This window comes from Mesorhizobium sp. M1A.T.Ca.IN.004.03.1.1 (assembly GCF_003997555.1).
Classification (GTDB): Bacteria; Pseudomonadota; Alphaproteobacteria; order Rhizobiales; family Rhizobiaceae; genus Mesorhizobium.
On sequence record NZ_RZTV01000001.1, the window covers coordinates 817,101 to 840,605 of the forward strand.

Here is a 23,505-nt window from a genome sequence, read left to right on the forward strand (position 1 = left end):
TCGATCCCGCACCCGCCCGGGTGCGCTGGAGCGAAGCGCGAGCTGCAGCCTGGCTGCCGTTCCGCCATCGTGCCGGCGCGCCCAAGAATCTGTGCGAAGGGTCGCCATGCGAATCCTGATGGTCACCGATGCATGGCGACCGCAGGTCAACGGCGTGGTTCACACGCTGGAGCGGCTTACCGAAACGCTGAAATCCTTCGAAGTCCAGGTCGATTTTCTGACGCCGAACATCTTCCGCACCTTGCCGCTGCCGACCTACCCGGACATTCGGCTCGCCTTGACAACCCCCAGTCATGTCGCGCGGCTGATCGATGCGGGAAAGGCCGACCACATCCACATTGTCACCGAAGGGCCGCTCGGCATCATGGCGCGCCGCTACTGCCGCAAGGCCGGCCGTCCCTTTACCACCAGCTACCACACGCGTTTTCCCGAATATCTCAGCGCCCGCCTGCCGGTGCCGGAGAGGTGGGCCTATAACTGGCTGCGCGACTTCCACAATTCCGGACAGGGCACGCTGGTCGCCACGCAATCGTTGGCGGACGACCTTGCCTCGCGCGGCTTCAATAAGCTGAGGCCCTGGACTCGCGGCGTCGACACCGATCATTTCCGGCCGGACAAACGCAAGGACACCAGCTTTCCCCGCCCCATCTTCCTCTGCGTCGGCCGTGTCGCGATCGAAAAGAACCTGACCGCCTTCCTCGATCTCGATCTCCCCGGCAGCAAGGTGGTGGTCGGCGAAGGGCCGGAACTGGCAAAGCTCAGCGCCCGCTATCCGAACGCGCATTTCCTCGGCCATCGCCCGAACGACGAACTGGCGGAAATCTACGCTTCGGCTGACGTCTTCGTCTTTCCGAGCCGCACCGACACCTTCGGCAACGTCATCATCGAGGCTCTGGCCAGCGGCGCGCCGGTGGCCGCCTATCCGGTGACCGGACCGATCGACATCGTCGGCGACGGCGTCGGTGGGGCCGTATCCGAGGATTTGCGCGAGGCGGCGCTCAAGGCGCTTCACATTGACCACGCGGAGGCGCGCCAGCGCGCACTGCGCTACAGCTGGAAGTCATGCGCCGAGATGTTCCTCGACGTTGTCGAAGAAGCGCTGGGAATGCCGCGCAAGCGCGCCGATCAGAACGCGGTGACGTCAGGCCGGCCCAGGCTGGTTCTAGAATAGACGCCCGCCGTCCGGCACTTTGCGCTCGATGGCGCCGAGCACGACGGCGCCCTCCTCGTCCGGAAAGCCAAGCGTCAGCACTTCCGACATGAACGGGCCGATCTGGCGCGGCGGGAAATTGACCACCGCGAAGACCTGCCGGCCGATCAGCGTCTCCGGCGCATAATATTTGGTGATCTGCGCCGACGACTTCTTCACGCCGATCGCCGGGCCGAAATCGATCTTCAGCTTGAATGCCGGCTTGCGCGCCTCCGGAAAGGGCTCAGCCTCGACGATCGTGCCGGCACGGATGTCGACACGATCGAAATCGGCAAAGCTGATCTCGGGCTTGCGCTCGCTGCTGGAACTCATCGGCGGTATTGGCTTCGCTCAGGCGCTTCCATGGGTTTCAAAGAGCACGCTGGACAGCGCGTCCTTGGCCGACGTACCCGACCAGACGACGAATTGGAAGGCCTGGAAATAGCATTCGCAGGCCTCTAACGCCGATGACAGAAGCACCTCGACCTGCTGGCTCGACGGCTCGACCCCGCCGGCAAGCAGCAGCGATTGCCGGAACATGATCGCGCCCTCCTGCTCCCACAGGTCGAAATGGCCAAACAGCATCTGTTCGTTGATCAGCGACAGGAGCCGCATCACTTCGAGCGCGCGCGTTTCCGGCACCTTGATGTCGAACGCGCAGGCCAGGTGCAGCGCCTCGAAATCTTCCATCCAGGAGAAGGAGACATGATAGTCGGTCCAGCTGCCTGTCACCGAAATCGAGATCTCGTCGTCGCCGGCGCGTTCGAAGGACCAGTCATTGTTGTGGGCCACCTGCTCGATGACGTCCACCGGGTGGATTTCGCGGGAGAATTCGAGTTCGAGGAGTTCCATGAATGCTTCCTGTCGTTCTGAGAGCGCCGCCACACGCTCCGCGAGAGAGGGCACGCACAACGAACAATCTTGTCTAGAACTCGGACGGCCAGGACTTTCCAAACGCAAAGACCCCAACCGGACCCCACCGCCCGGCGCATGACCCTGCTTCGAATCATGCAACAAATTCAGTCTATTGATCGGGAGTCGCGTGAACAGCCCAATTTTTCGCACTGCGTCATTCGCATGTGGAAAGGCGCTGTCAAAAAGATTCATGCAATGCCGGTAAGCGATTCACGGCAAAGCGATTTTTCGGATCGTGCTTTGTGGAAAAGTTTACGATTATTTTTTTGATCTGGGCTTCGCCGCAGCCGCAGGTGCGGCTTGCCCGGTCAATTCGGCGAGCTTGGCCTCGAGCGCTTCGACGCGCACCGCAAGCTGGATGTTGTCTTCTCTTGCCTTGACGGCCATCTCGCGCGCAGCCTCGAACTCCTCGCGTTTCACCACATCCATGGAGTTGAGCAGGCGCTCGGCCTGGCTGCGGAAAGCCGTCTCCATCTCGCGCCTGACGCCTTGGGCTGCCCCCGCGGCATCGGTCATCAGCTTGGCGAATTCATCGAGAATGCGGTTCGTTCCGGTCGACATGGCAAATCCTCGCTTGATTATTTTGACGTAGTGGCGCGCGGCACGGATTGCAAGCGAAGCGTGCCTTGACCCCGCCAAAACCCTGCCGCATGGTCCGCGCCCGATAGACGACCGCAACCGGAGCGACCCAGTTTGAGCGAATATTTCCTGCTGCCGCTGGCCTCCCTGCCCTTCCCCAATATCGACCCGGTTATCGTCCATATCGGGCCGCTGGCGGTGCATTGGTATGGCGTCGGCTACATCGTCGGCATTCTGTTCGCCTGGTGGTACGCCAAGCGCCTGGTCAGCAATGCCAGCCTTTGGCCGGACGGCAAGCTGCCGATGAAGCCCGAGGATCTTGACGATTTCATCGTCTGGGCGGCGATCGGCGTGGTGCTCGGCGGGCGCACCGGCTATGTCCTCTTCTACGACCTTCCACGCTATATCGCGCATCCGCTCGACACCTTGGCGGTCTGGCAGGGCGGCATGTCGTTCCATGGCGGACTGCTCGGCGTGATCCTCGCCATGACCCTCTTTTCGCTCAAGCGCGGCATTCATACCTGGACGCTGTTTGACGTCGTCTCGGCCGGCGTGCCGGTCGGCCTTGGGCTGGTGCGTGTGGCCAATTTCATCAATTCGGAGCTCTGGGGCCGTCCGTCGGACGTGCCCTGGGCGATCGAATTCCCCAATGGCGGCCCGTTCACCCGGCATCCCAGCCAGCTCTACGAGGCGCTGCTGGAAGGTCTTGTGCTCTTCCTGGTGCTGCGCTTTCTCACCCACTCGCGGCTGAAGCTGAAGACACCGCGCTTCGTCGGCGGCGCCTTCATCTGCGGCTACGGCCTGTCTCGCATCTTCGTCGAGTTCTTCCGCGAGCCTGACCAGCAGCTCGGTTATCTGCTCGGCACCAACTGGCTGACCATGGGCATGGTCCTGTCCTCGCCGATGGTGCTCGCCGGCATCTGGGCCATGGCCACCGCAAAGCCGACGACGCAGACGCAGCCGGCATGACCAGGCTGAAGGAGCGCATCATCGGCCTGATCGGCGCGGTGGGGCCGATCCCGGTCAGCGAATACATGGCGCTCTGCCTGTTCGACCCTGAGGACGGCTATTATACGACGCGCGAGCCCTTCGGCGCCGCCGGCGACTTCGTCACCGCGCCGGAGATCAGCCAGATGTTCGGCGAGCTTGTCGCCGTCTGGCTCTACCAGGCCTGGCAAGGCGGCGGGCGTCCGCTGCCAGCCACCTTCGCCGAAATCGGCCCCGGTCGCGGCACGCTGATGAAGGACATGCTGCGCACCTGGTCCCGCCTCGATCCGGCGCTTGCCGCCAAGGCTTCCTTCGCCATGATCGAGACCAGTCCGCGCCTGGCCGAAATCCAGAAAGAGACGCTCGCCGGCCAGAGCCCCGCCCTGAGCTGGCACCAAACCATCGACACGCTGCCGCAGCAGCCGCTCTTCATCGTCGGCAATGAACTCTTCGACGCCGTGCCGATCCGCCAGTTCGTCTATGTCGGCGCCGGCTGGCGCGAGCGCATGGTCGGGCTCGACGAACAAGACAATCTTCATTTCTTCGCCGGCGCGGGTTCCGTCGACCCGGCGCTGCTGCCGGCCGGCGCGGCCGATGCTCTGCAAGGCGCCATCGTCGAGGTGGCGCCGGCCCGCGCCGCGCTGATGGCAGCGATTGCCGAGCGTATCGCCGGCCATGGCGGCGCCGGGCTGTTCATCGACTACGGCCATCTTGAGCCGGGCTTCGGCGACACATTGCAGGCTGTGCGCAGGCACGATCACGAAGACGTGCTGGCCAATCCCGGCGGGGCCGATCTTACCGCTCACGTCGATTTCGCCGCGTTGGCTGCAGCCGTCCGGGAGCACGGCCTCCAGGCGGAACTGACCACGCAGAGCGAATTCCTGCTCGGCATGGGCTTGCTCGAGCGCGCCGGCGCGCTGGGCGCCCGGGCCGATGATGTCGCGCGTCAGGCGATTTCCGAGGCGGTCAAGCGCCTTGCCGGCCCCGATGCGATGGGCGAGTTGTTCAAGGTGATGAAGATCCTGCCAGCCGCGAAAACTGGCTGACATCGGCGGGCAACCCGTGCAAGCTGACCCTGCCACTTGCCCGAGCCTCACATCCCCAACCGAACTCCACCTTGACGAAATCGCCCACGCGGACAACAAACCCCTCCATGCTGAATCAGACCAGACCCGATCCAGTACGCTCGCCGCTGCTTGCGAAGGCGCCAGGCATACGCCACGGCTATTTCACCCGCATCGGCGGCGTCTCCGGCGGCATCTATCAAGGCCTCAACATCGGCACGGGCTCCGGCGATGATCAGACGCTGGTTGCCGAGAACCGTCGCCGCGTTGCCTACTGGATGGGCGTGCCGGCGGATCATCTCCTCACCGCGCACCAGGTCCATTCTCCCGATGTCGTCATTGCCAGGGAGCCTTTTGCCGGCGCTCGCCCCAAGGCAGACGCCATCGTCACCGACCGGCCGGGCATCGCTGTCGGCGCCTCGACGGCCGATTGCGGACCGGTGCTGTTCGCCGACGCGGAGGCGCGCGTCATCGGCGCGGCCCATGCCGGCTGGAAAGGCGCCCTCACCGGCGTGCTCGAAAACACCGTAGCCGCGATGGAAGGGCTCGGCGCCCGCCGCGATCGCATCGTCGCCGTGCTCGGCCCTTCCATCGGACCCGACAATTACGAGGTGGGACCGGAATTCGTCGCTCGCTTCGTCGAGGCCGACCCCGGCAATCAACTCTACTTCAGATCGTCGCAGAACCCTGGCCACTCGATGTTCGACCTCAACCAATATACGGTCGATCGGTTGCGCAAGGCCGGCGTGACCGCCGACGGGCTCGGCCGCTGCACTTACGCCGAAGAACACCTTTTCTATTCCTACCGCCGCACCACCCACCGCAAGGAAGCGGATTACGGGCGGCAGGTTTCGGCAATCGTTCTGGAGAAAGAGTAAATGGCGCTGCATTTCGAACGTTCGGAATTCGACGCGCGGCGCGACCGGCTGCTGATCGAGATGGCCGAGAAGAAGCTCGACGCCGTGCTTTTGTTCGCGCAGGAGAGCATGTACTGGCTGACCGGCTACGACACTTTCGGCTTCTGCTTCTTCCAGTGCCTGGTGGTGAAGGGCGACGGCTCGATGGTGCTGCTCACCCGCTCGGCCGATTTGAGGCAGGCGCGAAACACCTCGACCATCGAGAATATCGTATTGTGGACCGATCGTGATGGCGCCAATCCCGCGATCGACCTGCGCAACCTACTCAACGATCTCGATCTGCTTGGCGCCCGCATCGGCGTGGAATACGACACGCACGGCCTCACGGCCTACAATGGCCGTCGCGTGGACGAGCAGTTGCAGACCTTCGGCCAGATCGCCGATGCTTCCGGAATCGTCGGCCGGCTGCGTCTCTTCAAGAGTCCGGCCGAGATCGCCAAGGCCGAAAAAGCCGCAAGCCTCGCTGACGATGCGCTCGATGCCGCGCTGCCGCTGATCAAGCAGGGCGGCGACGAGGCGCTGATCCTGGCCGCCATGCAAGGAGCAGTTTTTGCCGGCGGCGGCGACTATCCCGCCAACGAATTCATCATCGGCTCCGGCGCGGATGCCCTGCTCTGCCGCTACAAGGCCGGCCGCCGCAAGCTCACCAAGAACGACCAGCTGACGCTCGAATGGGCGGGCGTCTTCCATCACTATCACGCGGCGATGATGCGCACCGTTTTGACCGGGAAGATCTCGAAGCGCCACCAGGAACTGTTCGATGCCGCCCGCGCGGCTCTGCTTGCAGTCGAGAAGGCGATGACGCCGGGCAATTCCTTCGGCGACGTCTTCGACGCGCATGCCCGCACGCTCGAGGCGCATAATCTGACCAAGCACCGGCTGAACGCCTGCGGCTATTCGCTCGGCGCCCGCTTCACGCCGTCCTGGATGGACATGCCGATGTTCTACCAGGGCAATCCGGAGCCGATCGCGCCCAGCATGACGCTGTTCGCGCATATGATCATCATGGATTCGGAAACCGATACGGCGATGACGCTCGGCCGCACCTATCTTACCACGGAATCGGCGCCGAAGCCGCTCTCGCGCCATGATCTCGACTTGATCGTGCAGTGAATCCATAATGGTTGGTTCACGCGGGGGCGTTCGCCACCAAGGAGTTGTCGGGCAAATGAGACGATCGCAGGTGACGACCGTGTCATTGCTTGCGGCGCTGGCGCTGGCCGCCTGCACCAACGCCAAGGACGTCCTCGATCCTTCTGCCGTCAAGCCGCCGGCGGGTTCGGCCCAGGCTCTGCCGGCCACCCAGGGCACGTCGGCCACCGCATCGCCAACAACGACCACCGCGCCCGCGCCCACAGCGACCGCGGCGGCTTCAACGCCTGCCACGCCGGCTCAGGCCGCCGCCATCGCCAAGACCCGGCTGCAGGTAGCGCCGATCGTCGGCGCCTCGGTGGAGGCCGCAGCACCCTTGACGGCGGAATTGCAGACGCGCGCCAGGCAGCGCGGCGTGACCCTTGTCGGCAGCACCGACCAGACGGCGACGCATGTGCTGAAGGGATATTTTTCGACGATGTCCGAAGGCAAGGAGACCACAGTCATCTATGTCTGGGACATCTACGATCCTTCGGGCAACCGCCTGCATCGCATCAATGGGCAGCAGAAAGCGGCCTCGGTCGGCAGTGGCGAAGGCTGGCCGGCAGTAGCGCCGGCCACCATGCAGGCCATCGCCGACCAGACGATCGACCAGTTCACCGCGTGGCTCGGCAGCGGCGGCGCCGGTTGATCGACCAACCTGTTGCCGGCTTGCGATCCAGCCGGCCTTTGTTGCGCCTTGTCGAACGATTCCCGATCACGAGGCTTGCAATACCGGCGCGGGCCGCTAAAAGCCCGGCATAAAGGCTCATGAGAGTCTGTCCGGTCTCTCCATCCTTCACCAGGAACGGTGCATGAAGCTTTTTGCGGGCAATTCCAACAGGGTGCTGGCCGAAGCGGTCGCTCGCTATCTCAACATCCCGCTGGGGAAGGCCAGCGTCAGGCGCTTCGCCGATCAGGAGATCTTCGTCGAGATCCAGGAGAACGTGCGCGGCGAGGATGTCTTCATCCTGCAGTCGACCTCCTATCCGACCAACGACCATCTGATGGAGCTGCTCATCATGATGGACGCCTTCATGCGCTCCTCGGCAAGGCGCATCACGGCGGTCATTCCCTATTTCGGCTACGCCAGGCAGGACCGCCGCGCCTCAGGCCGCACGCCGATTTCGGCCAAGCTCGTCGCCAACATGATCACCCGCGCCGGCGCCGATCGCGTGCTGACGCTCGACCTGCACGCCGGCCAGATCCAGGGCTTCTTCGACATCCCGACCGACAATCTGTTCTCGGTGCCGGTGATGGCCCGCGACGTGAAGGCGAAATACAAGCAGCTCGGCAATGTCGTCGTCGTATCGCCCGACATTGGCGGCGTAGTGCGGGCGCGCGCGCTTGCAAAACGCTTCGATGCGCAGCTCGCCATCGTCGACAAGCGCCGCGAGCGGCCCGGCGAATCCGAGGTGATGAATATCATCGGCGCCGTCGCCGGCAAGGATTGCCTCTTGATCGACGACATCGTCGATTCCGGCGGCACGCTCTGCAACGCGGCCGATGCCTTGCTCGCCAACGGCGCGACCAGCGTCACTGCCTACATCACCCATGGCGTGCTCTCGGGCGGCGCCGTTGCCCGCATCAGTGGCTCGAAACTGCAAGAACTGGTGATCACCGATTCCATCCAGCCCAGCCAGGCCGTGCTCGACGCGCCCAACATCCGCGTCATCTCGATCGCCGACCTGATGGGCGAGGCGATCTCGCGCACGGCGACAGAAGAATCGGTCTCAAGCCTGTTCGACTAAGCCGCGGCGCTGCTGGCTTGAACCGGGCCGCTTGATCGCTTTGGCCCCTCGCCTGACTCGCGCGCGCCGCGCATATAGCCGCGAGGCGAGCTGCCGAGCATGCGCCTGAACATGGTGATGAACGCCGGCACGCTGTCATAGCCAAGATCGAGCGCCACCCTGGTGATGGGTTCGCCGTCGGCGAGCCTCGGCAGCGCCGCGAACAGGCAGGCCTGCCGGCGCCAAGTGGAGAGCGACAGCCCGGTCTGGCGGTGGAAGGCGCGTGTGAAGGAGCGCCGGCTCATGCCAGCGGCATCCGCCCATTCGTCGATCGTCGCATGTGGCGAGGGCGCCGCGACAAAGCGCCGGCAGAGCGCCGCGAGCTTCGGATCCGACGGAAAAGGCAGGCCGAGCGGCCGCTCCGGCAGGTTCGGTATCTCATGCAGCAAGAGCCCCATGATCAGCCCGGCGCGTCCTTCGAGCTCGCCGCCCTGAGGCAGCTTCTCCGATTCCACGATCAGGCTGTGCATCAGCTCGGTGATGCCGACGACGCGTAATCCCTCCGGCAGGCCGGGAATTGCATCCGGCACCACATAAACCGAGCGCATCGAGACATCGCCCAGCATCTCGACCGAATGCTCGATGCCGGCCGGTATCCACATCGCATGGTCGGGCGGCACCATCCAGCGGCCGTGCCTGGTCGTCACCAGCACGACGCCGACAAGCGCATGCAGCAACTGGCTGCGGCTGTGGCGGTGCCGCGGCACGTGGTAGCCGTCGGGATATTCGGTCGGCAGCGCGACCGCCGGCCCGACCGCCTGCTCCAGCCACTGCCAGCGGCTTTCATGCAGCCGGCCAAGCTCGGCGGCATCGCCCCTGAAGATTTCCCGGCCATGCGGCATTCGATGTGGCCCACTTGCGAAACTATTGGACCAAACCACGAAAGAAGTCGCCATTCAAGCCGATTATAAGACAAGCGGCCAATAAAGCTGGCTGGCTGCGGTTCGCCGCCAAAAAGACCCGGAGCATTGCCTTGACCGATACGACCGCCACCGCCGTCGCCACCCCAGCGCCGGCAAGCCACGCCTCGGCGCAAGCGACGGCCTTCACGGTCATTCTTGCGGTGAGCTTCTGCCACTGCGTCAACGACATCATGCAGTCGCTGCTTTCGGCGATCTATCCGCTGCTCAAAGAGAATTACGGTCTCGATTTCTGGCAGATCGGCCTTCTTACGTTCACTTTCCAGGTAACGGCCTCGCTGCTGCAGCCTGTGATCGGCATGATCACCGACAAGCGACCGATGCCCTATTCCTTGCCTTGGGGCATGGCCTCATCACTGGTCGGGCTGGTGGTGCTTGCGCATGCCGGCCATTACTGGCTGCTCCTGATCGGCGCCTCGCTGATCGGTATCGGCTCGGCGATCTTCCATCCGGAATCCTCGCGCATCGCCCGCTTCGCCTCGGGCGGCCGCTTCGGTCTCGCGCAATCGCTGTTCCAGGTCGGCGGCAATTTCGGCCAGGCGATGGGCCCGCTGCTCGCCGCCTTCATCGTCGTGCCTTTCGGCCAGACCAGCATTTCCTGGTTCGCCGTCGGCTCGCTGATCGGCATCGTCGTGCTGTGGCAGGTTGGCGGCTGGTACAGCCGGCTGCGCGCCTCGATGGCCAGCCGCAAGCCGGCGGCTCACGTCTCGCCCTTCCCACGCAAAAAGGTCATGGGGGCATTGGCGGTGCTGACGCTGCTGGTGTTGAGCAAGAACGCCTATATCGCCTCGCTGTCCAGCTACTACACCTTCTACGCCATCCATAAGTTCGGCGTTTCGGTGCAGATGTCGCAGGTCATGCTCTTCCTGTTCCTCGGCGCCTCGGCGCTTGGCATCCTGCTCGGCGGCCCGTTCGGCGACCGCTACGGACAGAAGGCGATGATCTGGTTCTCGATCGTCGGCGTTCTGCCCTTCACGCTGGCGCTGCCTTACGCCAATTTGGAATGGACGATGGTGCTTACCGTTGTGATCGGCCTGATCCTGTCGTCGGCCTTCTCCAACATCGTCGTCTTCGCGCAGGAACTGGTTCCCGGCCGCGTCGGCATGATCGCCGGCATCTTCTTCGGCTTCGCCTTCGGCATGGGCGGCATCGCTGCGGCCGTGCTCGGCGTCATCGCCGACATGAAAGGCATCGACTTCGTCTACCACGTCTGCTCGTACCTGCCCTTCCTCGGCCTGCTGACCGTGTTCCTGCCGAACATGAAGGAGGCCAGGAAAGCCTGAGCCGGCCACTCCGGACGAGCTCCAGAGAGCAAAGCACCCGCGCGATGGCGGGTGCTTTTCTGGCGCTGGGACTCAGGCCTGGAAGAAAGCCAGGAGGTCGGCATTGAGGACGTCCGCATGGGTCGTCGCCATGCCGTGCGGAAGGCCCTTGTAGACTTTGAGCTCGCCCTTCTTGAGCAGCTTGATCGCGAGCAGCGCCGAATCCGCGATCGGCACGATCTGGTCGTCGTCGCCATGCATGACCAGCACCGGTACGTCGATCTTCTTCAGGTCCTCGGTGAAGTCGGTTTCCGAGAACGCCTTGATGCAGTCGTAATGCGCCTTGGCGCCGCCCATCATGCCCTGCCGCCACCAATTGTCGACCACACCTTCCGACACCGTCGCGCCTGGACGGTTGAAGCCGTAGAAAGGGCCGGCCGGAACGTCGCGGAAGAACTGGGCGCGGTTCGTCGTCAGCGCCGAGCGAAAGCCGTCGAACACTTCGATAGGCAAGCCGCCGGGATTGGCAGCGGTCTTGAGCATGATCGGCGGCACCGCGCCGATCAGCACAGCCTTGGCGACACGGCCTCCGGAACCGTACTGCGCGAGATAGCGCGCCACTTCGCCACCGCCGGTCGAATGGCCGACATGGATGGCGTTCTTGAGGTCGAGATGCGCAACCAGCGCCGTCACATCGGCGGCGTAGGTGTCCATCTCATTGCCGGTGTCAGTCTGGCTGGAGCGGCCATGGCCGCGGCGGTCATGGGCGATGACCCGATAGCCCTTGGAGAGGAAGAACAGCATCTGGGCATCCCAGTCGTCGCTGCTCAGTGGCCAGCCATGGTGGAAGACGACCGGCTGACCGGTGCCCCAATCCTTGTAGTAGATCTGCGTGCCGTCGTTGGTGGCGATCGTGCCGCTGCCCGAGCCGGCCTTCGCATGTGAAGCTTCAGTCATCTCAATCTCCGTTTTAGATGTCGCGATAAATGATATCGCGATAATGATATCTAGCGCAACGATGACTTCTTGTCCACGATAATATGTATCGCGATATGATTTTTTGTGCTAAAGAGCCTCACGACGTCGACAAAAGGATCATGGCGCGATGGCTCTGCCCCTGGACAATCAGCTCTGTTTCGCGCTCTACGCCACGAGCATGGCGATCAACCGTACCTACAAGCCATTGCTCGACGAGATGGGGATCACGTATCCCCAGTATCTCGTGCTCAATGCGCTTGGAGAGGCCGATGGCATGTCGGTCGGCACCATAGCGCGCCGGCTGGCGCTGGAATCGAGCACCGTCACCCCGCTCGTCAAGCGCATGGAGCAGGCGGGTCTGGTGACCCGCCAGCGCAGCCATGACGATGAGCGGCAGGTGCAGGTCGATCTCACCGCGGCAGGCCGGGCGCTGCTCACGCAATGCAGCTGTCTGGGCGAAACGCTGGTCGAGCGTTCAGGCATGACCTCGGCCGAGATCGATGCTCTCACGCGAAAAGTCCGGGCGTTGCGCGATGCGTTGAGCGGCGACCAATCGGCTGATGCTGCCTGACCTCCAAACGCTGGACAAAGTCTGCTTAGTGCAGGCCACGGCCCGCGTCCCATCGCCGGGGCCATTTCCGCCGCGGCTTGGCAGGCATCCTCGACGATGGTCCTTCGAGAAGGGCCGTTCAAAATCCTTGCTTAACCCGGCACGGCCTCTCTGCTGACCGGCGGCAGTGGCGGCGCATCCAGCCCCTGGAACGGGTCGCGCCAGGCATCGATATGCTCGATCCGCCGATACCAGCGGCTGAGCGACGGATAGTCGTCGAGAGGCAACTGGGCGGCATCATTGAACGCGAGAAAGGTCGCCATACGAAAGTCGGCATAGCAAACCGAATTGCCGACCAGCCATTGGCGCCCGCAAAGCTCGGCTTCAAGGATGGCGGCCGTCATGTGGAACTGCCTCAGCCCCTCCTCGACCAATGCCTTGTCGATCGGCCCCAGTCCCCAGCGCTGTTTCGTGCCGCGCTCGAAATGCACCATGTCGCAGGCCCTGACGAAATTCTCCTTGCCCCAGCTCAGCCAGCGGATCATCTGCGGCTCGTCGTCGCCGGTGCGCCAGAAATCCGAATGCATGTCGCGCGAGAGCCGGCATGCGATCGCATCGGCTTCCCACAGGCTCCATCCCCGGCCGACCAGGATAGGCAAGGTCAAATTGGGGTTAAGCGCGCGGTAGCGCTCGGCGTGCCCCGGCGCCATGGGCGAGGCGAATTCGAAGGCGACATCGGCCTTCAGGTAGCGCGCTGCCGCGACCGCGAGGCGAGGATTGGGATTGCGGCTGAACAGTAGTTTCATGTCGATCTCCGGTCCTTCGATTGCCTGCCAAGGACGTTTGAAACCGGCCCGATGCTACATGACGCATGCGGGCGGGACCCGGCGCAACTCGCCAGATCCGACTTTGCAGCGGAGCAACGCGTCGGCTATGCCTCCCCGACCGGATATCATCGCGCAGCCTCCATCCGACTGCCGATAAAACCGGACAACTCGTGCTACCTAATCTGGACAACTCATGTGCTTACGACACCTTGCGGTCCAACGGCTTGCGCCCCTGCCCGCCTTCCGCTATAGAGCCGCCACCCGCGTAGACACCCTTGGAGGCAACGCGGAGGAAGGCCGGCCCAGGCCTGCATGATCCCCGAAGCGTTTGGACAGCCAAAAGCGTTGGATCGACCATGCAAGGCCGCGACGGCTTTCGACGTTTACGGATGGGCTTGCCCGCCGCGAACGCTCCATAACACGCGAAAGGAAATGCCATGAGCCACGAGGCTTACGAGCTCAAGGCCGAAGCGCGCGAACAGGTCGGTAAGGGGTCCGCCCGTGCAGTTCGCCGCAACGGCAAAGTGCCTGCAGTTATTTACGGCGACAAGCAGCCCCCCCTGGCGATCGCCCTCAACTACAAGGACATCTTCTACAAGATCCACGGCGGCGGGTTTCTGACCACGATCGCTACGATCGACGTCGACGGCAAGAAGATCCAGGTCCTGCCGAAGGATTTTCAGCTCGATCCGGTCAAGGACTTCCCGGTCCATGTCGACTTCCTGCGCATCGGCAAGGACACCGAGGTCAATGTCGACGTGCCCGTCCACTTCATCAATGAGGACAAGTCGCCCGGCATCAAGCGCGGCGGCGTGCTCAACATCGTTCGTCACGAAGTCGAGTTCCACTGCCCTGCCAACGCGATCCCGGAATTCATCACCGTCGATCTCGCCGGCACCGAAATCGGCGACTCGATTCACATTTCGGCGGTTGCCCTGCCGGCCGGCGTCAAGCCGGTGATCTCCGATCGCGACTTCACCATCGCGACCATCGCCGGCTCCGCGGCAATGAAGCCGGAGACGGAGGAGACTGCCGAAGCGGCGGCGCCGGAAGCTGAGGCCGCTGAGGCCGAAGAGAAGTAATTCTCTCGGCGCCAGGAGACGACGATGCTTGTCTTTGCAGGCCTCGGCAATCCGGGCGCGAAATATCAGAACAACCGGCACAATGTCGGCTTCATGGCGGCGGACGCGATAGCCGGCCGCCATTCCTTTTCGCCCTGGTCGAAGAAGTTCCAGGGCCTGATCGCCGAGGGCGCCCTGGGCGGCGAGAAGATCCTTTTGATCAAGCCGCAGACCTTCATGAATTTATCCGGCCAGTCGGTCGGCGAGGCGTTGCGCTTCTACAAACTCGATGCCGCCGCCCTCACCGTCTTCTACGACGAGATCGACCTTGCCTCCGGCAAGCTCAGGGTCAAGGTCGGCGGCGGTTCCGGCGGCCACAACGGCATCCGATCGCTCGACCAGCATGTCGGCAATGCCTATCGCCGGGTGCGCATCGGCGTCGGCCATCCCGGCGTCAAAGAGATGGTGCACGGCCATGTGCTCGGCGATTTCGCCAAGGCCGACCGTGAATGGCTCGACGTGTTGCTCGACGCGATCGCCGACGACGCCGCACTGCTGGCCAAGGGCGACGACAACTCCTTCATGAACCGCATCACCCTGGCGCTGCGCGAGAAGCTCGTGCCGACCGGCGATGACGATCGGCCTCCGCCCAAGGCGCCAAAACAGCAGAGCCATATCCGCCAGGCCCGCCCGCAGCAGCCGCCGGCGAAGGTTCCCGAGAGCGGGCCGATGGCCGCGATGCTGAAGAAGCTGTTCGGAAAAGACTGAGCGTCGAAACGATCATGCCAAGGGCTTGACGATCGTCCGCGCTTTCGCCCATAGCCCTCACCAAATCTCGAATTCCCGATAGGACCGGACGAACATGGGTTTCAAATGTGGCATCGTTGGCTTGCCCAACGTCGGCAAGTCGACGCTGTTCAACGCGTTGACCAGGACGGCTGCCGCGCAGGCCGCCAACTATCCTTTCTGCACCATCGAGCCGAACACCGGCGAGGTGGCGGTTCCGGACCCGCGGCTGCAGAAGATCGCCGCGATCGGCAAGTCGAAGGAGATCATCCCGACCCGCATCTCCTTCGTCGACATTGCCGGACTGGTGCGCGGCGCCTCCAAGGGCGAAGGTCTGGGCAACCAGTTCCTCGCCAACATCCGCGAGGTCGACGCCATCGTGCATGTGCTGCGCTGCTTCGAGGATGACGACATCACCCATGTCGAGGGCCGCATCGATCCGGTCGCCGACGCCGAGACCGTCGAGACCGAGCTGATGCTCGCCGATCTCGAAAGCCTGGAGCGCCGCATCGTGCAGGTCCGCAAGCGCGCCGCCGGCAAGGACAAGGAAGCAATGACCGTTCTGCCGATGATGGAGGCGGCGCTCGAACTGCTGCAGGCAGGTCGCCCGACCCGCGTCCTGCTCAATGGCATCGCGGCGGAGGATCTGCGCATCCTGCAGGGCCTGAACCTGCTCACATCGCATCCCGTGCTCTATGTCTGCAACGTCGCTGAGGCGGACGCTGCCACGGGAAACGAGCATACAAAGGCGGTGGAGAAGATGGCCGCCGCGCAGGGCGCCGGCACGGTGGTGATCTCGGCGGCGATCGAGGCGGAAGTTGCCCAGCTTTCCGACGAGGAGGAAATGGAGTTCCTCACCTCGCTCGGCCTTGACGAGCCGGGCCTCAACAAGGTGATCCGCGCCGGCTACGAACTGTTGCATCTGATCACCTATTTCACCGTCGGGCCGAAGGAGACGCGCGCCTGGACGATCCACAAGGGCGATAAGGCACCGCAAGCTGCCGGCGTCATTCACACCGACTTCGAACGTGGTTTCATCCGCGCCCAGACGATCTCCTACAACGACTTCGTCACGCTCGGCGGCGAAGTGGCGGCCAAGGAAGCCGGCAAGGCGCGCGACGAAGGCAAGGAGTATGTCGTCCAGGACGGCGACATCATGCTGTTCAAGTTCAACACCTGAGTGCCTGGCTGGCTCACCAGAAAGGACTTGACCAAATTGGCTCGGGCCTCCATCCGGGATGCTCGACCTTCGGGATCACGCGTTCGTCAACCGGATTGCCGACATGACCGGAAAGACCTGGGCCTATGAGGATTTCGTCGAGGGCGCCTCGCTCGACCTCGGCAGCAAGAATGTAAGCGCGGCTGAGATCATCGAGTTTGCCAGCGAATTCGACGCCCAGCCGATGCATCTCGACGAGGCGGCCGGCAAGGCCAGCATCCTGGGCGGCCTTTCGGCTTCGGGCTGGCACACTTGCGCGATGTTCATGCGCATGCTGTGCGATGCCTTCCTGCTCGATTCGACCTCGCAAGGCTCACCCGGCATCGAGCATGTCAAATGGAAGAAGCCGGTTCTGGCCGGTGACCGTCTCACCGGCAAGGTCACCGTGCTTTCCAAGCGCCAGTCCAAGTCGCGGCCGCAGATCGGCCTGGTCAGCATGCGCAGCGAGCTGTTCAACCAGCGCGGCGAATGCGTCTTCGAGCTTGAGAACACCGGCATGTTTCTGACCCGCGGGGCCGTCGCGTGACCCTGGACGAGTATTTCCTCATCGGCCAAACCGTCACCCTCGGCGCGCACAAATTCGAGGCCGACGAGATCAAGGCGTTCGCCAGGAAATACGATCCGCAAATCTTCCATGTCGACGAGGAGGCGGCGAAGAAGAGCATGCTTGGCGGTCTCTGCGCCTCCGGCTGGCACACCGCCGCCACCTGGATGAAATACAACCTCGAAAAGCGCATGGAGACCGAGGGCGTGCGTTGGACCGGTCCCGGCCCGCAGCCCGAATTCGGCCCCTCGCCCGGGTTTCGCAACCTCAAATGGTTGAAGCCGGTCTATGCCGGCGAAACCGTGACCTTCACCCGCACAGCGCTTGCCCATCGGCCCCTTGCCGGCCGCCCCGGCTGGAGCCTGCTCACGCTGCGTTCCGAAGGTTTCGACTCCAGCGGCGATAAGGTTATCGAGTTCGACAGCGCGGTGCTGGTGAAGGTGGAGTAGCGAATGGTGAATAGTGAATGGTGACCAGTGAACCATTCCCTATTCACCATTCACTATTCACCATTCAACACTGATTAATGCCCCTCGAAGCCGATCAGCGTCCTTACCGGCACGCCGAGCGCTTCCAGTTTCTGGCGCCCGCCGAGATCCGGCAGGTCGATGACGAAGCAGGCGGCGACGATGTCGGCGCCGATCTGCCTGAGCAGCTTGACGGCCGCCTCCGCCGTGCCGCCGGTGGCGATCAGATCGTCGACCAGGATCACCTTCTCGCCTTGCGAGACGCCGTCCTTGTGCATCTCCATCTCGTCCAGACCGTATTCGAGGCTGTAGGCGACGCGCACGGTCTCGTAAGGCAGCTTGCCCTTCTTGCGGATCGGGACGAAACCCGCCGAAAGCTGATGCGCCACTGCGCCGCCCAGGATGAAGCCGCGCGCCTCGATGCCGGCGATCTTGTCGATCTTCAGCCCGGCGTAAGGATGCACAAGCTCGTCGATGGCGCGGCGAAAGGCGCGAGCGTCGCCGAGCAGCGTGGTGATATCGCGAAACAGGATGCCGGGTTTGGGGTAATCCGGAATGGTGCGGATGGCCGCAAGCAGCGTGTCTTCGAGCGAGGGTTTCATGAGACGAGCTCCGCGTGTCCGGCTGTCGGGTATAACGGCGTCGACGCGCCCGGCGCAACGCAACCAACAACGGCTACCGCGATGGAGCCCGGGAGACAAGCGCATCCGGCAAAGGATCGGCATCGCCTGCCTTGCTCCCGTGCCGGCGCCGCAATGGAAAAAGGGCGCCCGATGGCGCCCTTGCAGAAACGTCGGTGACGGACGGCTCACATGCCGAGGTCGGACCGAAGCTCGGACCGCGCCGCCTCGAACTCGGCCTTGAAATCGGGCCGGCTGAGCAGGACCGCGGCGATCACGCTGCCGGAAATCTTGCCCATCTCGACATCCGACGGATAATGGATGCCGCCGACCACGCGGTTATGGGCATATTCGGCCGCGCGGGCCATGATCTCGGCCCGCTTCTCCGGCACCATTTCGGACAGGATGATGCCCATCATGGTGCCGACCGTCGCATGGCCCGACGGCCAGGAACCGGAATTCGACAGCTTCACCGCGGGTTTGACCAGATCACTGAGCTGATGCGGACGCGGCCGCTTCCAGACGTCCTTGGCCGGATCGACGACCGCGCCTTCGGTCGCCACCACGCGGTCGAAGAAGGCGCTGAACTTCGGCAGCGTCTCCTTGCTGAATTTCGGTCCCATGACATCGGCGAAGCGCCAGACATCCTCTTCGGCATCGGCGATAGCGCGCTTTTCCATTTCGGGCGTGCGCGTCACTTGCAGGGTCAGCACCTGGCCGAGTTTTGCCTTGGTCTCGGCCGAATCATTGGCCGGCGGCGGCGGCAGGATCATCGTCAGGTCGATGTCCTTGTTGGTGACGAAGGGCTGGGCGTCCTCGGCGCGGACTGCCGAGGAGGCGACAAGAAGCAGCACCACGGCTGCAAGCGGCGCAAATCTTTTCATGAGGATCCTTTGAGGTGAGCCAACGCAGGATCGCGATGCGCAATGACAGCCATGTGACACGGCCGGATCAAAGCGGTCCCGAAATTGAAAAGGGCGCCTTTGCGGCGCCCCTCGAAGGTGTCTGACCGATCGCGGTTCAGTGCGCTACTTCGGCCCACACCTTGCGCTTGGTCAGGTAGACCAGCGCGCCGAACAGCAGCAGGAACACCAGCACGCGGAAGCCGGTCTTCTTGCGCTCTTCGAGATGCGGCTCGGCGGCCCACATCAGGAACGCCGACACGTCGCGCGAATACTGGTCGACCGTCTGCGGCGAGCCGTCGTCATAGGTCACCTGGCCGTCCGAAAGCGGTTTCGGCATCTTCAGCGACACGCCGGACAGGAAGTATGGATTGTAGTGCGTGCCTTCGGGGATCACCATGCCGGCCGGCGGCGTCTGGTCGTAGCCGGTGAGCAGCGAGTGGATGTAGTCCGGGCCGCCCTGAGCATACTGGGTGAAAATGTCGAAGATGAAACGCGGAAAGCCGCGCTCGACGCCGCGCGCCTTGGCGAGCAGCGACATGTCGGGCGGAGCGGCGCCGCCATTGGCGGACGCGGCGGCCTGTTCGTTCGGGAACGGCGACGGGAAGTGATCCGACGGCTTGCCCGGGCGGTCGAACATGTCGCCGGCATCGTTCGGGCCGTCATGGATGGTGTACTCGGCGGCAAGCGTCTTGACCTGCGCTTCCGAATAGCCGAGGCCCTCCAGCGTGCGGAACGCCACCAGGTTCATCGAGTGGCAGGCCGAGCAGACTTCCTTGTAGACCTTCAGGCCGCGCTGCAGCTGGGCCTTGTCGTAGGTGCCGAACGGCCCGGCGAAGCTCCAGCTCATTTCCTTCGGTTCATTGATCGGGAAATGCGTCGGGGCAGCCGCGTTGTGTTCCTCTTCGGCTGCGATGGCAGCGGTGCCCGCGACCACCAGGCCAAGCAGCGCCAGCGAGGTGAGAATCTTCTTCATGCCAAATCCCCTCAGATTCTCAGCCCTTGGTTTCCGGCGCGCTGACCGCGCCTGCCGGATGCCCGCCGGCTCCCTTGTTTTTCTTTTCCAGCACTGCCTCGGTGATCGAGTTCGGCAGCCGCCGCGGCGTCTCGATCAGGCCGAGCACCGGCATCACGACCAGGAAGAAGGCGAAGTAGAACAGCGTCGCCATCTGCGCCATGAACACGTATGAGCCTTCCGCCGGCTGCGAGCCCAGCCACCCGAGCAGGATGGCGTCGGCCACGAACAGCCAGAAGAACAGTTTGTACCAGGGCCGGTAGACCGCCGAGCGCACCTTGGAGGTGTCGAGCCACGGCACCAGGAACAGCATGGCGATGGCGCCGAACATGCACAGCACGCCGCCGAGCTTGGAGTTGATCGGCCCGATGTTGAAGGTGATGGCGCGCAGGATCGCGTAGAACGGCAGGAAGTACCATTCCGGAACGATGTGGGCCGGGGTCTTCAGCGGATTGGCGACCGTGTAGTTGTCCGGATGGCCGAGGTAGTTCGGCAGGTAGAAGACGAAATAGGCGAAGAAGAACAGGAACACGATCATGCCGAACGCGTCCTTGATGGTCGCATAGGGCGTGAAGGCGACGGTGTCGGTCTTCGACTTGACCTCGATGCCGGTCGGGTTCGACTGGCCGACGACATGCAGCGCCCAGACGTGCAGCACGACGACGCCGGCGATCATGAACGGCAACAGGTAATGCAGGGCGAAGAAGCGGTTCAGCGTCGGATTGTCGACGGCGAAGCCGCCGAGCAGCAGTTCCTGGATCCAGTTGCCGACCAGCGGGATGGCGCTGAAGAAGCCGGTGATGACGGTGGCGCCCCAGAAGCTCATCTGTCCCCATGGCAGCACATAGCCCATGAAGCCGGTCGCCATCATCAGGAGGTAGATGATGCAGCCGAGGATCCAGAGCAGCTCGCGCGGCGCCTTGTAGGAGCCGTAGAACAGCCCGCGGAAGATGTGGATGTAGACGGCCACGAAGAAGAACGAGGCGCCGTTGGAATGGAGATAGCGCAACAGCCATCCCGAATTCACGTCGCGCATGATCTTCTCGACCGAATCGAAGGCGAGTGTGGTGTCGGACGTGTAGTGCATGGCCAGCACGATGCCGGTGAGGATCTGCGATACCAGCATGATCGACAGGATGCCGCCGAACGTCCACATGTAGTTGAGGTTGCGCGGCACCGGATAGGCAATGAAGCTGTCATAGACAAGCCGGGGAAGCGGCATACGGGCGTCGAACCAGCGTCCGAGACCCGTCTTCGGTGTGTAGGTGGAGTGTCCCTCGCTCATCGAAATATCCCCCTGCCTCAACCGATAAGGATCTTGGTATCGGAAATGAATTTAAACACCGGGATCGCCATGTTCTCCGGCGCCGGGCCTTTGCGGATGCGGCCGGCGGTATCGTACACCGAGCCGTGGCACGGGCAGAACCAGCCGCCGAAATCGCCTTCCTGGCCGAGCGGGATGCAGCCGAGATGGGTGCAGACCTGCACCATGACCATCCAGGCTTCCTTGCCGGGCGTGGTGCGGTTGGCGTCGGTCGCCGGCGCATCGGCCGGCAAGTTGGCATTGCGGGCGATCGGATCCTTGAGATCGTTGAGGCTAACCGCCGCGCCGTCCTTCATTTCCTTGTCGGTGCGGTTGCGCACCACGACCGGCTTGCCGCGCCACTTGACGACCAGCGAGCTGCCGGGCTGCAGCGAGGAGACATCGACCTCGACAGAAGCCAGCGCCAGCGTCGAGGCATCCGGCTGCATCTGGTCGATGAACGGCCAGGCGACGGCCCCAGCGCCGACCACGCCGGCCATGCCGGTGGCGATGTAGAGAAAATCGCGACGGTTGGGATCGTGGATGTCGGTTGCGCTCACGGGTGCCTGATCCTTTCGCCTCTTTCCGTGCCGGCGGCCGAGCCTTGTCCCCGCTCAATCGCGCCGGCCCGACAGCGCATGGCGAACAGGCTAGCGAATTCCTCCGGCATTTGGAGGTTCGGTTTATGCGTGAAGCCCGTTTTTGTCCAGACGCGTGGAGGCACAAGGGCACATTGTCGCGGGCACATGCCGCGGCCCGCGCAACGGCTTGATGATCGGGCCGCCGAACAGCGCTAAATAGCGCTAACTTCAGCGGTAAATCGGAACTCCGCTTGCCTCGACAGCAACCGCCGGCCCGGTCTATTGTCGAGCCATGGCGCATGTCATCGACCGCGACAAATGGGCGAGCACGCCCGACCGTTGGCAAGGTGAGCTGCAATGCGGCGCATTTGGCTCCAACTCCTGCCTGATCTTCAATTATCAGCCCGAGATCGGCGGCGGCCCGCGTCTGCATAAGCATCCTTACGCGGAGATCTTCGTCATCCGTTCCGGCACCGGCCTGTTCACGGTCGGCGATCGACAGATAACGGCCACCGCAGGCCAAATTCTGATCGTGCCGGCCGAGACGCCGCACAAATTCACCAATCTCGGCCCCGGTCCGCTCGAGACCACCGACATCCACGAGAACGGCAGCTTCATCACCGAATGGCTGGAGTGATGCGGCTTATTCGAGAGACAGGCCCTGTCCGCGGACCGATTCCCGCCTAGTTCTGTCGGTCGGAGCGATCGGACAGGTGAAGGCCGGGCGGATGGAAACTTCCAGCATCGAGGTTGAAGGACTGACCATTGCGATCCGCGAAGCCGGGCCACGGGATGCGCCCGGCCTCGTGCTGCTCCACGGCTGGCCTCAAAGTTCCCATGCCTTCGAGAACGTGATCGGTCGGCTGGCCACCGATCAGCGCGTGATCGCGCCGGACCTGCCGGGTATAGGCGGCTCGCAAGGCACGCGCAAAACCGGTGAGAAAGCCCATCTGGCCAGGGTGATAGCGGCCTTGATTGACGCCTGCGGCCTGCGACAGGTCATGGTGGCCGGCCATGATGTCGGCGGCCAGATCGTCTTCGCGCTTTTGCGCAACCATCCGGAAATCCTCTCCGCCGCTGCGATCATGGATGTTGTCGTTCCGGGCGTGGCGCCGTGGGACAAGGTCATCCGCAATCCAAACCTCTGGCATTTCGCCTTTCACGCGGTTCCTGCTCTCCCGGAACTGCTGGTTGGGGGTCACGAGCGCGCCTATTTCGACTTCTTCTTCGACACCCTTTCGAACGAGAAATCCGCCATCCCGGCCGAAGCAAGAGACATCTACGCCAAGGCCTATTCGCGGCCGGAAAGCCTCAAGGCGGGCTTCGGCTGGTACCGCGCCTTTTCCGAGGACGCCAAGGCCAATGCCGTTCCGCCGGCAAGCCCGATCGATACGCCGGTGCTCTGCCTCAGGGGCGCTGCCGAGACCGGCGAGATCACCGATTACCTCAATGGCTTGAAGGCCGCCGGCCTCTCCAATGTCGAGGGCGACATCATCCCCGATAGCGGGCACTTCGTCGCCGATGAGAATCCCGGAGCGCTCGCCTTGCGCCTGGCGCGCTTTCGGAAGGAAGTCAGCGCTTAGCTGGCGCCGAGCCTGGCCAGCACCGCCCGCGGGATGTCGTATTCGCGGATCACGGCGTCATGCTTTCGCAGCCCGCAGAGTTCGCGCTGGATGAAATAGGCGTGGACGGCTTCTGCCGCTTCTTTCAGCAGCCGGTTGCGGTCCCCGCCTTCCCCATTTTCGCGCAGCTTCGCCAAGGCCTCGTCGACGCGCTGGCCGGCGCGACCGAGGGCGGCCGCCTTTTCAGCGAGTATTTCGTGGCCGAGCAGATCGAGAGCGCTTTCCTGCGCTCCTGACCGTCCGAAATTGCTGGGCATTCTGACCGACATGGCTGCG

At 63.5% G+C, this 23,505-nt stretch carries 28 protein-coding genes; 16 read left to right on the forward strand and 12 right to left on the reverse strand.

Going from position 1 to position 23,505, the window contains the following annotated elements; genetic code table 11:
• Positions 1-106: 106 nt before the first annotated feature.
• Positions 107-1,171, forward strand: coding sequence for a glycosyltransferase family 1 protein (locus tag EOD29_RS03905; protein WP_127245965.1), 1,065 nt, complete (start codon positions 107-109; stop codon positions 1,169-1,171).
• Here EOD29_RS03905 and EOD29_RS03910 read toward each other — a convergent pair.
• The 3 genes from EOD29_RS03910 to EOD29_RS03920 all read right to left on the reverse strand — a co-directional run bounded on the left by EOD29_RS03910 (position 1,163) and on the right by EOD29_RS03920 (position 2,665).
• Positions 1,163-1,522 (reverse strand): tRNA-binding protein, encoded by a 360-nt coding sequence (locus EOD29_RS03910; protein ID WP_066994400.1) that lies wholly within the window; start codon positions 1,520-1,522, stop codon positions 1,163-1,165. The two genes, EOD29_RS03905 and EOD29_RS03910, sit on opposite strands and share 9 nt — an antisense overlap.
• A gap of 18 nt (positions 1,523-1,540) precedes the next feature.
• Complete coding sequence (locus EOD29_RS03915; RefSeq protein ID WP_066994911.1) at positions 1,541-2,041, reverse strand: YbjN domain-containing protein; 501 nt, start codon at positions 2,039-2,041, stop codon at positions 1,541-1,543.
• A 321-nt stretch (positions 2,042-2,362) separates the two neighbouring features.
• Complete coding sequence (locus EOD29_RS03920) at positions 2,363-2,665, reverse strand: accessory factor UbiK family protein (protein WP_066994397.1); 303 nt, start codon at positions 2,663-2,665, stop codon at positions 2,363-2,365.
• A 132-nt stretch (positions 2,666-2,797) separates the two neighbouring features.
• Between EOD29_RS03920 and lgt the strand changes: the two genes are divergently transcribed.
• From lgt to EOD29_RS03950, 6 genes are all read left to right on the forward strand, one after another.
• Positions 2,798-3,652, forward strand: coding sequence for a prolipoprotein diacylglyceryl transferase (gene lgt / locus EOD29_RS03925; RefSeq protein ID WP_082953956.1), 855 nt, complete (start codon positions 2,798-2,800; stop codon positions 3,650-3,652).
• Complete coding sequence (locus EOD29_RS03930; RefSeq protein ID WP_067326581.1) at positions 3,649-4,716, forward strand: class I SAM-dependent methyltransferase; 1,068 nt, start codon at positions 3,649-3,651, stop codon at positions 4,714-4,716. Before lgt ends, EOD29_RS03930 begins: the two co-directional genes overlap by 4 nt.
• 107 nt (positions 4,717-4,823) lie before the next feature.
• Positions 4,824-5,612, forward strand: a complete 789-nt coding sequence (gene pgeF, locus EOD29_RS03935; RefSeq protein ID WP_127245966.1) for a peptidoglycan editing factor PgeF — start codon at positions 4,824-4,826, stop codon at positions 5,610-5,612.
• Positions 5,613-6,764 (forward strand): Xaa-Pro peptidase family protein, encoded by a 1,152-nt coding sequence (locus EOD29_RS03940; protein ID WP_067326575.1) that lies wholly within the window; start codon positions 5,613-5,615, stop codon positions 6,762-6,764.
• A gap of 55 nt (positions 6,765-6,819) precedes the next feature.
• Positions 6,820-7,434, forward strand: coding sequence for a hypothetical protein (locus EOD29_RS03945; protein WP_127245967.1), 615 nt, complete (start codon positions 6,820-6,822; stop codon positions 7,432-7,434).
• A gap of 163 nt (positions 7,435-7,597) precedes the next feature.
• On the forward strand, positions 7,598-8,533 hold the full coding sequence (locus tag EOD29_RS03950) for a ribose-phosphate pyrophosphokinase (RefSeq protein WP_066994382.1): 936 nt from the start codon (positions 7,598-7,600) through the stop codon (positions 8,531-8,533).
• On the opposite strand, the gene EOD29_RS03955 is transcribed toward EOD29_RS03950, so the two are convergent.
• Entirely contained in the window at positions 8,530-9,414 is an 885-nt protein-coding gene (locus EOD29_RS03955) for a helix-turn-helix transcriptional regulator (protein ID WP_067326569.1), read from the reverse strand. The two genes, EOD29_RS03950 and EOD29_RS03955, sit on opposite strands and share 4 nt — an antisense overlap.
• 131 nt (positions 9,415-9,545) lie before the next feature.
• Here EOD29_RS03955 and EOD29_RS03960 point away from each other — a divergent pair, with 131 nt between their 5' ends.
• Positions 9,546-10,775 (forward strand): MFS transporter, encoded by a 1,230-nt coding sequence (locus EOD29_RS03960; RefSeq protein WP_067327132.1) that lies wholly within the window; start codon positions 9,546-9,548, stop codon positions 10,773-10,775.
• A 72-nt stretch (positions 10,776-10,847) separates the two neighbouring features.
• Here EOD29_RS03960 and EOD29_RS03965 read toward each other — a convergent pair whose 3' ends face one another.
• On the reverse strand, positions 10,848-11,711 hold the full coding sequence (locus tag EOD29_RS03965) for an alpha/beta hydrolase (protein ID WP_127245968.1): 864 nt from the start codon (positions 11,709-11,711) through the stop codon (positions 10,848-10,850).
• A gap of 148 nt (positions 11,712-11,859) precedes the next feature.
• Between EOD29_RS03965 and EOD29_RS03970 the strand changes: the two genes are divergently transcribed.
• Positions 11,860-12,303, forward strand: coding sequence for a MarR family transcriptional regulator (locus EOD29_RS03970; RefSeq protein ID WP_127245969.1), 444 nt, complete (start codon positions 11,860-11,862; stop codon positions 12,301-12,303).
• 131 nt (positions 12,304-12,434) lie between these two features.
• Here the strand turns inward: EOD29_RS03970 and EOD29_RS03975 are convergent, their stop codons facing one another.
• Positions 12,435-13,088, reverse strand: coding sequence for a glutathione S-transferase family protein (locus EOD29_RS03975; protein WP_127245970.1), 654 nt, complete (start codon positions 13,086-13,088; stop codon positions 12,435-12,437).
• Positions 13,089-13,546: 458 nt separating this feature from the next.
• Here EOD29_RS03975 and EOD29_RS03980 point away from each other — a divergent pair, with 458 nt between their 5' ends.
• The 5 genes from EOD29_RS03980 (at position 13,547) to EOD29_RS04000 (ending at position 17,168) form a co-directional block, all read left to right on the forward strand.
• Positions 13,547-14,191 (forward strand): 50S ribosomal protein L25/general stress protein Ctc, encoded by a 645-nt coding sequence (locus EOD29_RS03980; protein ID WP_066994365.1) that lies wholly within the window; start codon positions 13,547-13,549, stop codon positions 14,189-14,191.
• A 24-nt stretch (positions 14,192-14,215) separates the two neighbouring features.
• Positions 14,216-14,938, forward strand: coding sequence for an aminoacyl-tRNA hydrolase (gene pth / locus EOD29_RS03985; RefSeq protein WP_127245971.1), 723 nt, complete (start codon positions 14,216-14,218; stop codon positions 14,936-14,938).
• Between the two features lie 94 nt (positions 14,939-15,032).
• Complete coding sequence (gene ychF / locus EOD29_RS03990; protein WP_127245972.1) at positions 15,033-16,136, forward strand: redox-regulated ATPase YchF; 1,104 nt, start codon at positions 15,033-15,035, stop codon at positions 16,134-16,136.
• Between the two features lie 103 nt (positions 16,137-16,239).
• A complete protein-coding gene (locus EOD29_RS03995) occupies positions 16,240-16,701 on the forward strand; it encodes a MaoC family dehydratase (RefSeq protein ID WP_066994904.1) in 462 nt (153 codons plus the stop codon).
• The gene (locus EOD29_RS04000) at positions 16,698-17,168 is read left to right on the forward strand and encodes a MaoC family dehydratase (RefSeq protein WP_066994357.1); all 471 of its coding nucleotides are present in this window, start codon (positions 16,698-16,700) and stop codon (positions 17,166-17,168) included. The genes EOD29_RS03995 and EOD29_RS04000 overlap by 4 nt, the downstream gene beginning before the upstream one ends.
• Positions 17,169-17,242: 74 nt before the next feature.
• Here the strand turns inward: EOD29_RS04000 and EOD29_RS04005 are convergent, their stop codons facing one another.
• From EOD29_RS04005 to petA, 5 genes are all read right to left on the reverse strand, one after another.
• Positions 17,243-17,788 carry an adenine phosphoribosyltransferase gene (locus EOD29_RS04005; RefSeq protein ID WP_066994354.1) on the reverse strand — a complete coding sequence of 182 codons (546 nt, stop codon included), beginning with the start codon at positions 17,786-17,788 and terminating at the stop codon, positions 17,243-17,245.
• A 206-nt stretch (positions 17,789-17,994) separates the two neighbouring features.
• On the reverse strand, positions 17,995-18,690 hold the full coding sequence (locus EOD29_RS04010; RefSeq protein WP_127245973.1) for a phosphatase PAP2 family protein: 696 nt from the start codon (positions 18,688-18,690) through the stop codon (positions 17,995-17,997).
• A gap of 136 nt (positions 18,691-18,826) precedes the next feature.
• Positions 18,827-19,684, reverse strand: coding sequence for a cytochrome c1 (locus tag EOD29_RS04015; protein ID WP_067326549.1), 858 nt, complete (start codon positions 19,682-19,684; stop codon positions 18,827-18,829).
• A gap of 19 nt (positions 19,685-19,703) precedes the next feature.
• Positions 19,704-21,008 carry a cytochrome b N-terminal domain-containing protein gene (locus tag EOD29_RS04020; protein WP_066994345.1) on the reverse strand — a complete coding sequence of 435 codons (1,305 nt, stop codon included), beginning with the start codon at positions 21,006-21,008 and terminating at the stop codon, positions 19,704-19,706.
• A 17-nt stretch (positions 21,009-21,025) separates the two neighbouring features.
• Entirely contained in the window at positions 21,026-21,586 is a 561-nt protein-coding gene (petA, locus tag EOD29_RS04025) for a ubiquinol-cytochrome c reductase iron-sulfur subunit (RefSeq protein WP_066994342.1), read from the reverse strand.
• 313 nt (positions 21,587-21,899) lie between these two features.
• On the opposite strand from petA, the gene EOD29_RS04030 reads away from it, so the two are divergent.
• Together EOD29_RS04030 and EOD29_RS04035 are read left to right on the forward strand one after the other, a co-directional pair.
• Positions 21,900-22,244, forward strand: coding sequence for a cupin domain-containing protein (locus tag EOD29_RS04030; protein ID WP_127216747.1), 345 nt, complete (start codon positions 21,900-21,902; stop codon positions 22,242-22,244).
• A 91-nt stretch (positions 22,245-22,335) separates the two neighbouring features.
• A complete protein-coding gene (locus tag EOD29_RS04035) occupies positions 22,336-23,190 on the forward strand; it encodes an alpha/beta hydrolase (protein ID WP_127245974.1) in 855 nt (284 codons plus the stop codon).
• On the opposite strand, the gene EOD29_RS04040 is transcribed toward EOD29_RS04035, so the two are convergent.
• A complete protein-coding gene (locus EOD29_RS04040) occupies positions 23,187-23,498 on the reverse strand; it encodes a DUF6665 family protein (RefSeq protein ID WP_127216745.1) in 312 nt (103 codons plus the stop codon). The genes EOD29_RS04035 and EOD29_RS04040 overlap by 4 nt on opposite strands.
• Positions 23,499-23,505: the final 7 nt, after the last annotated feature.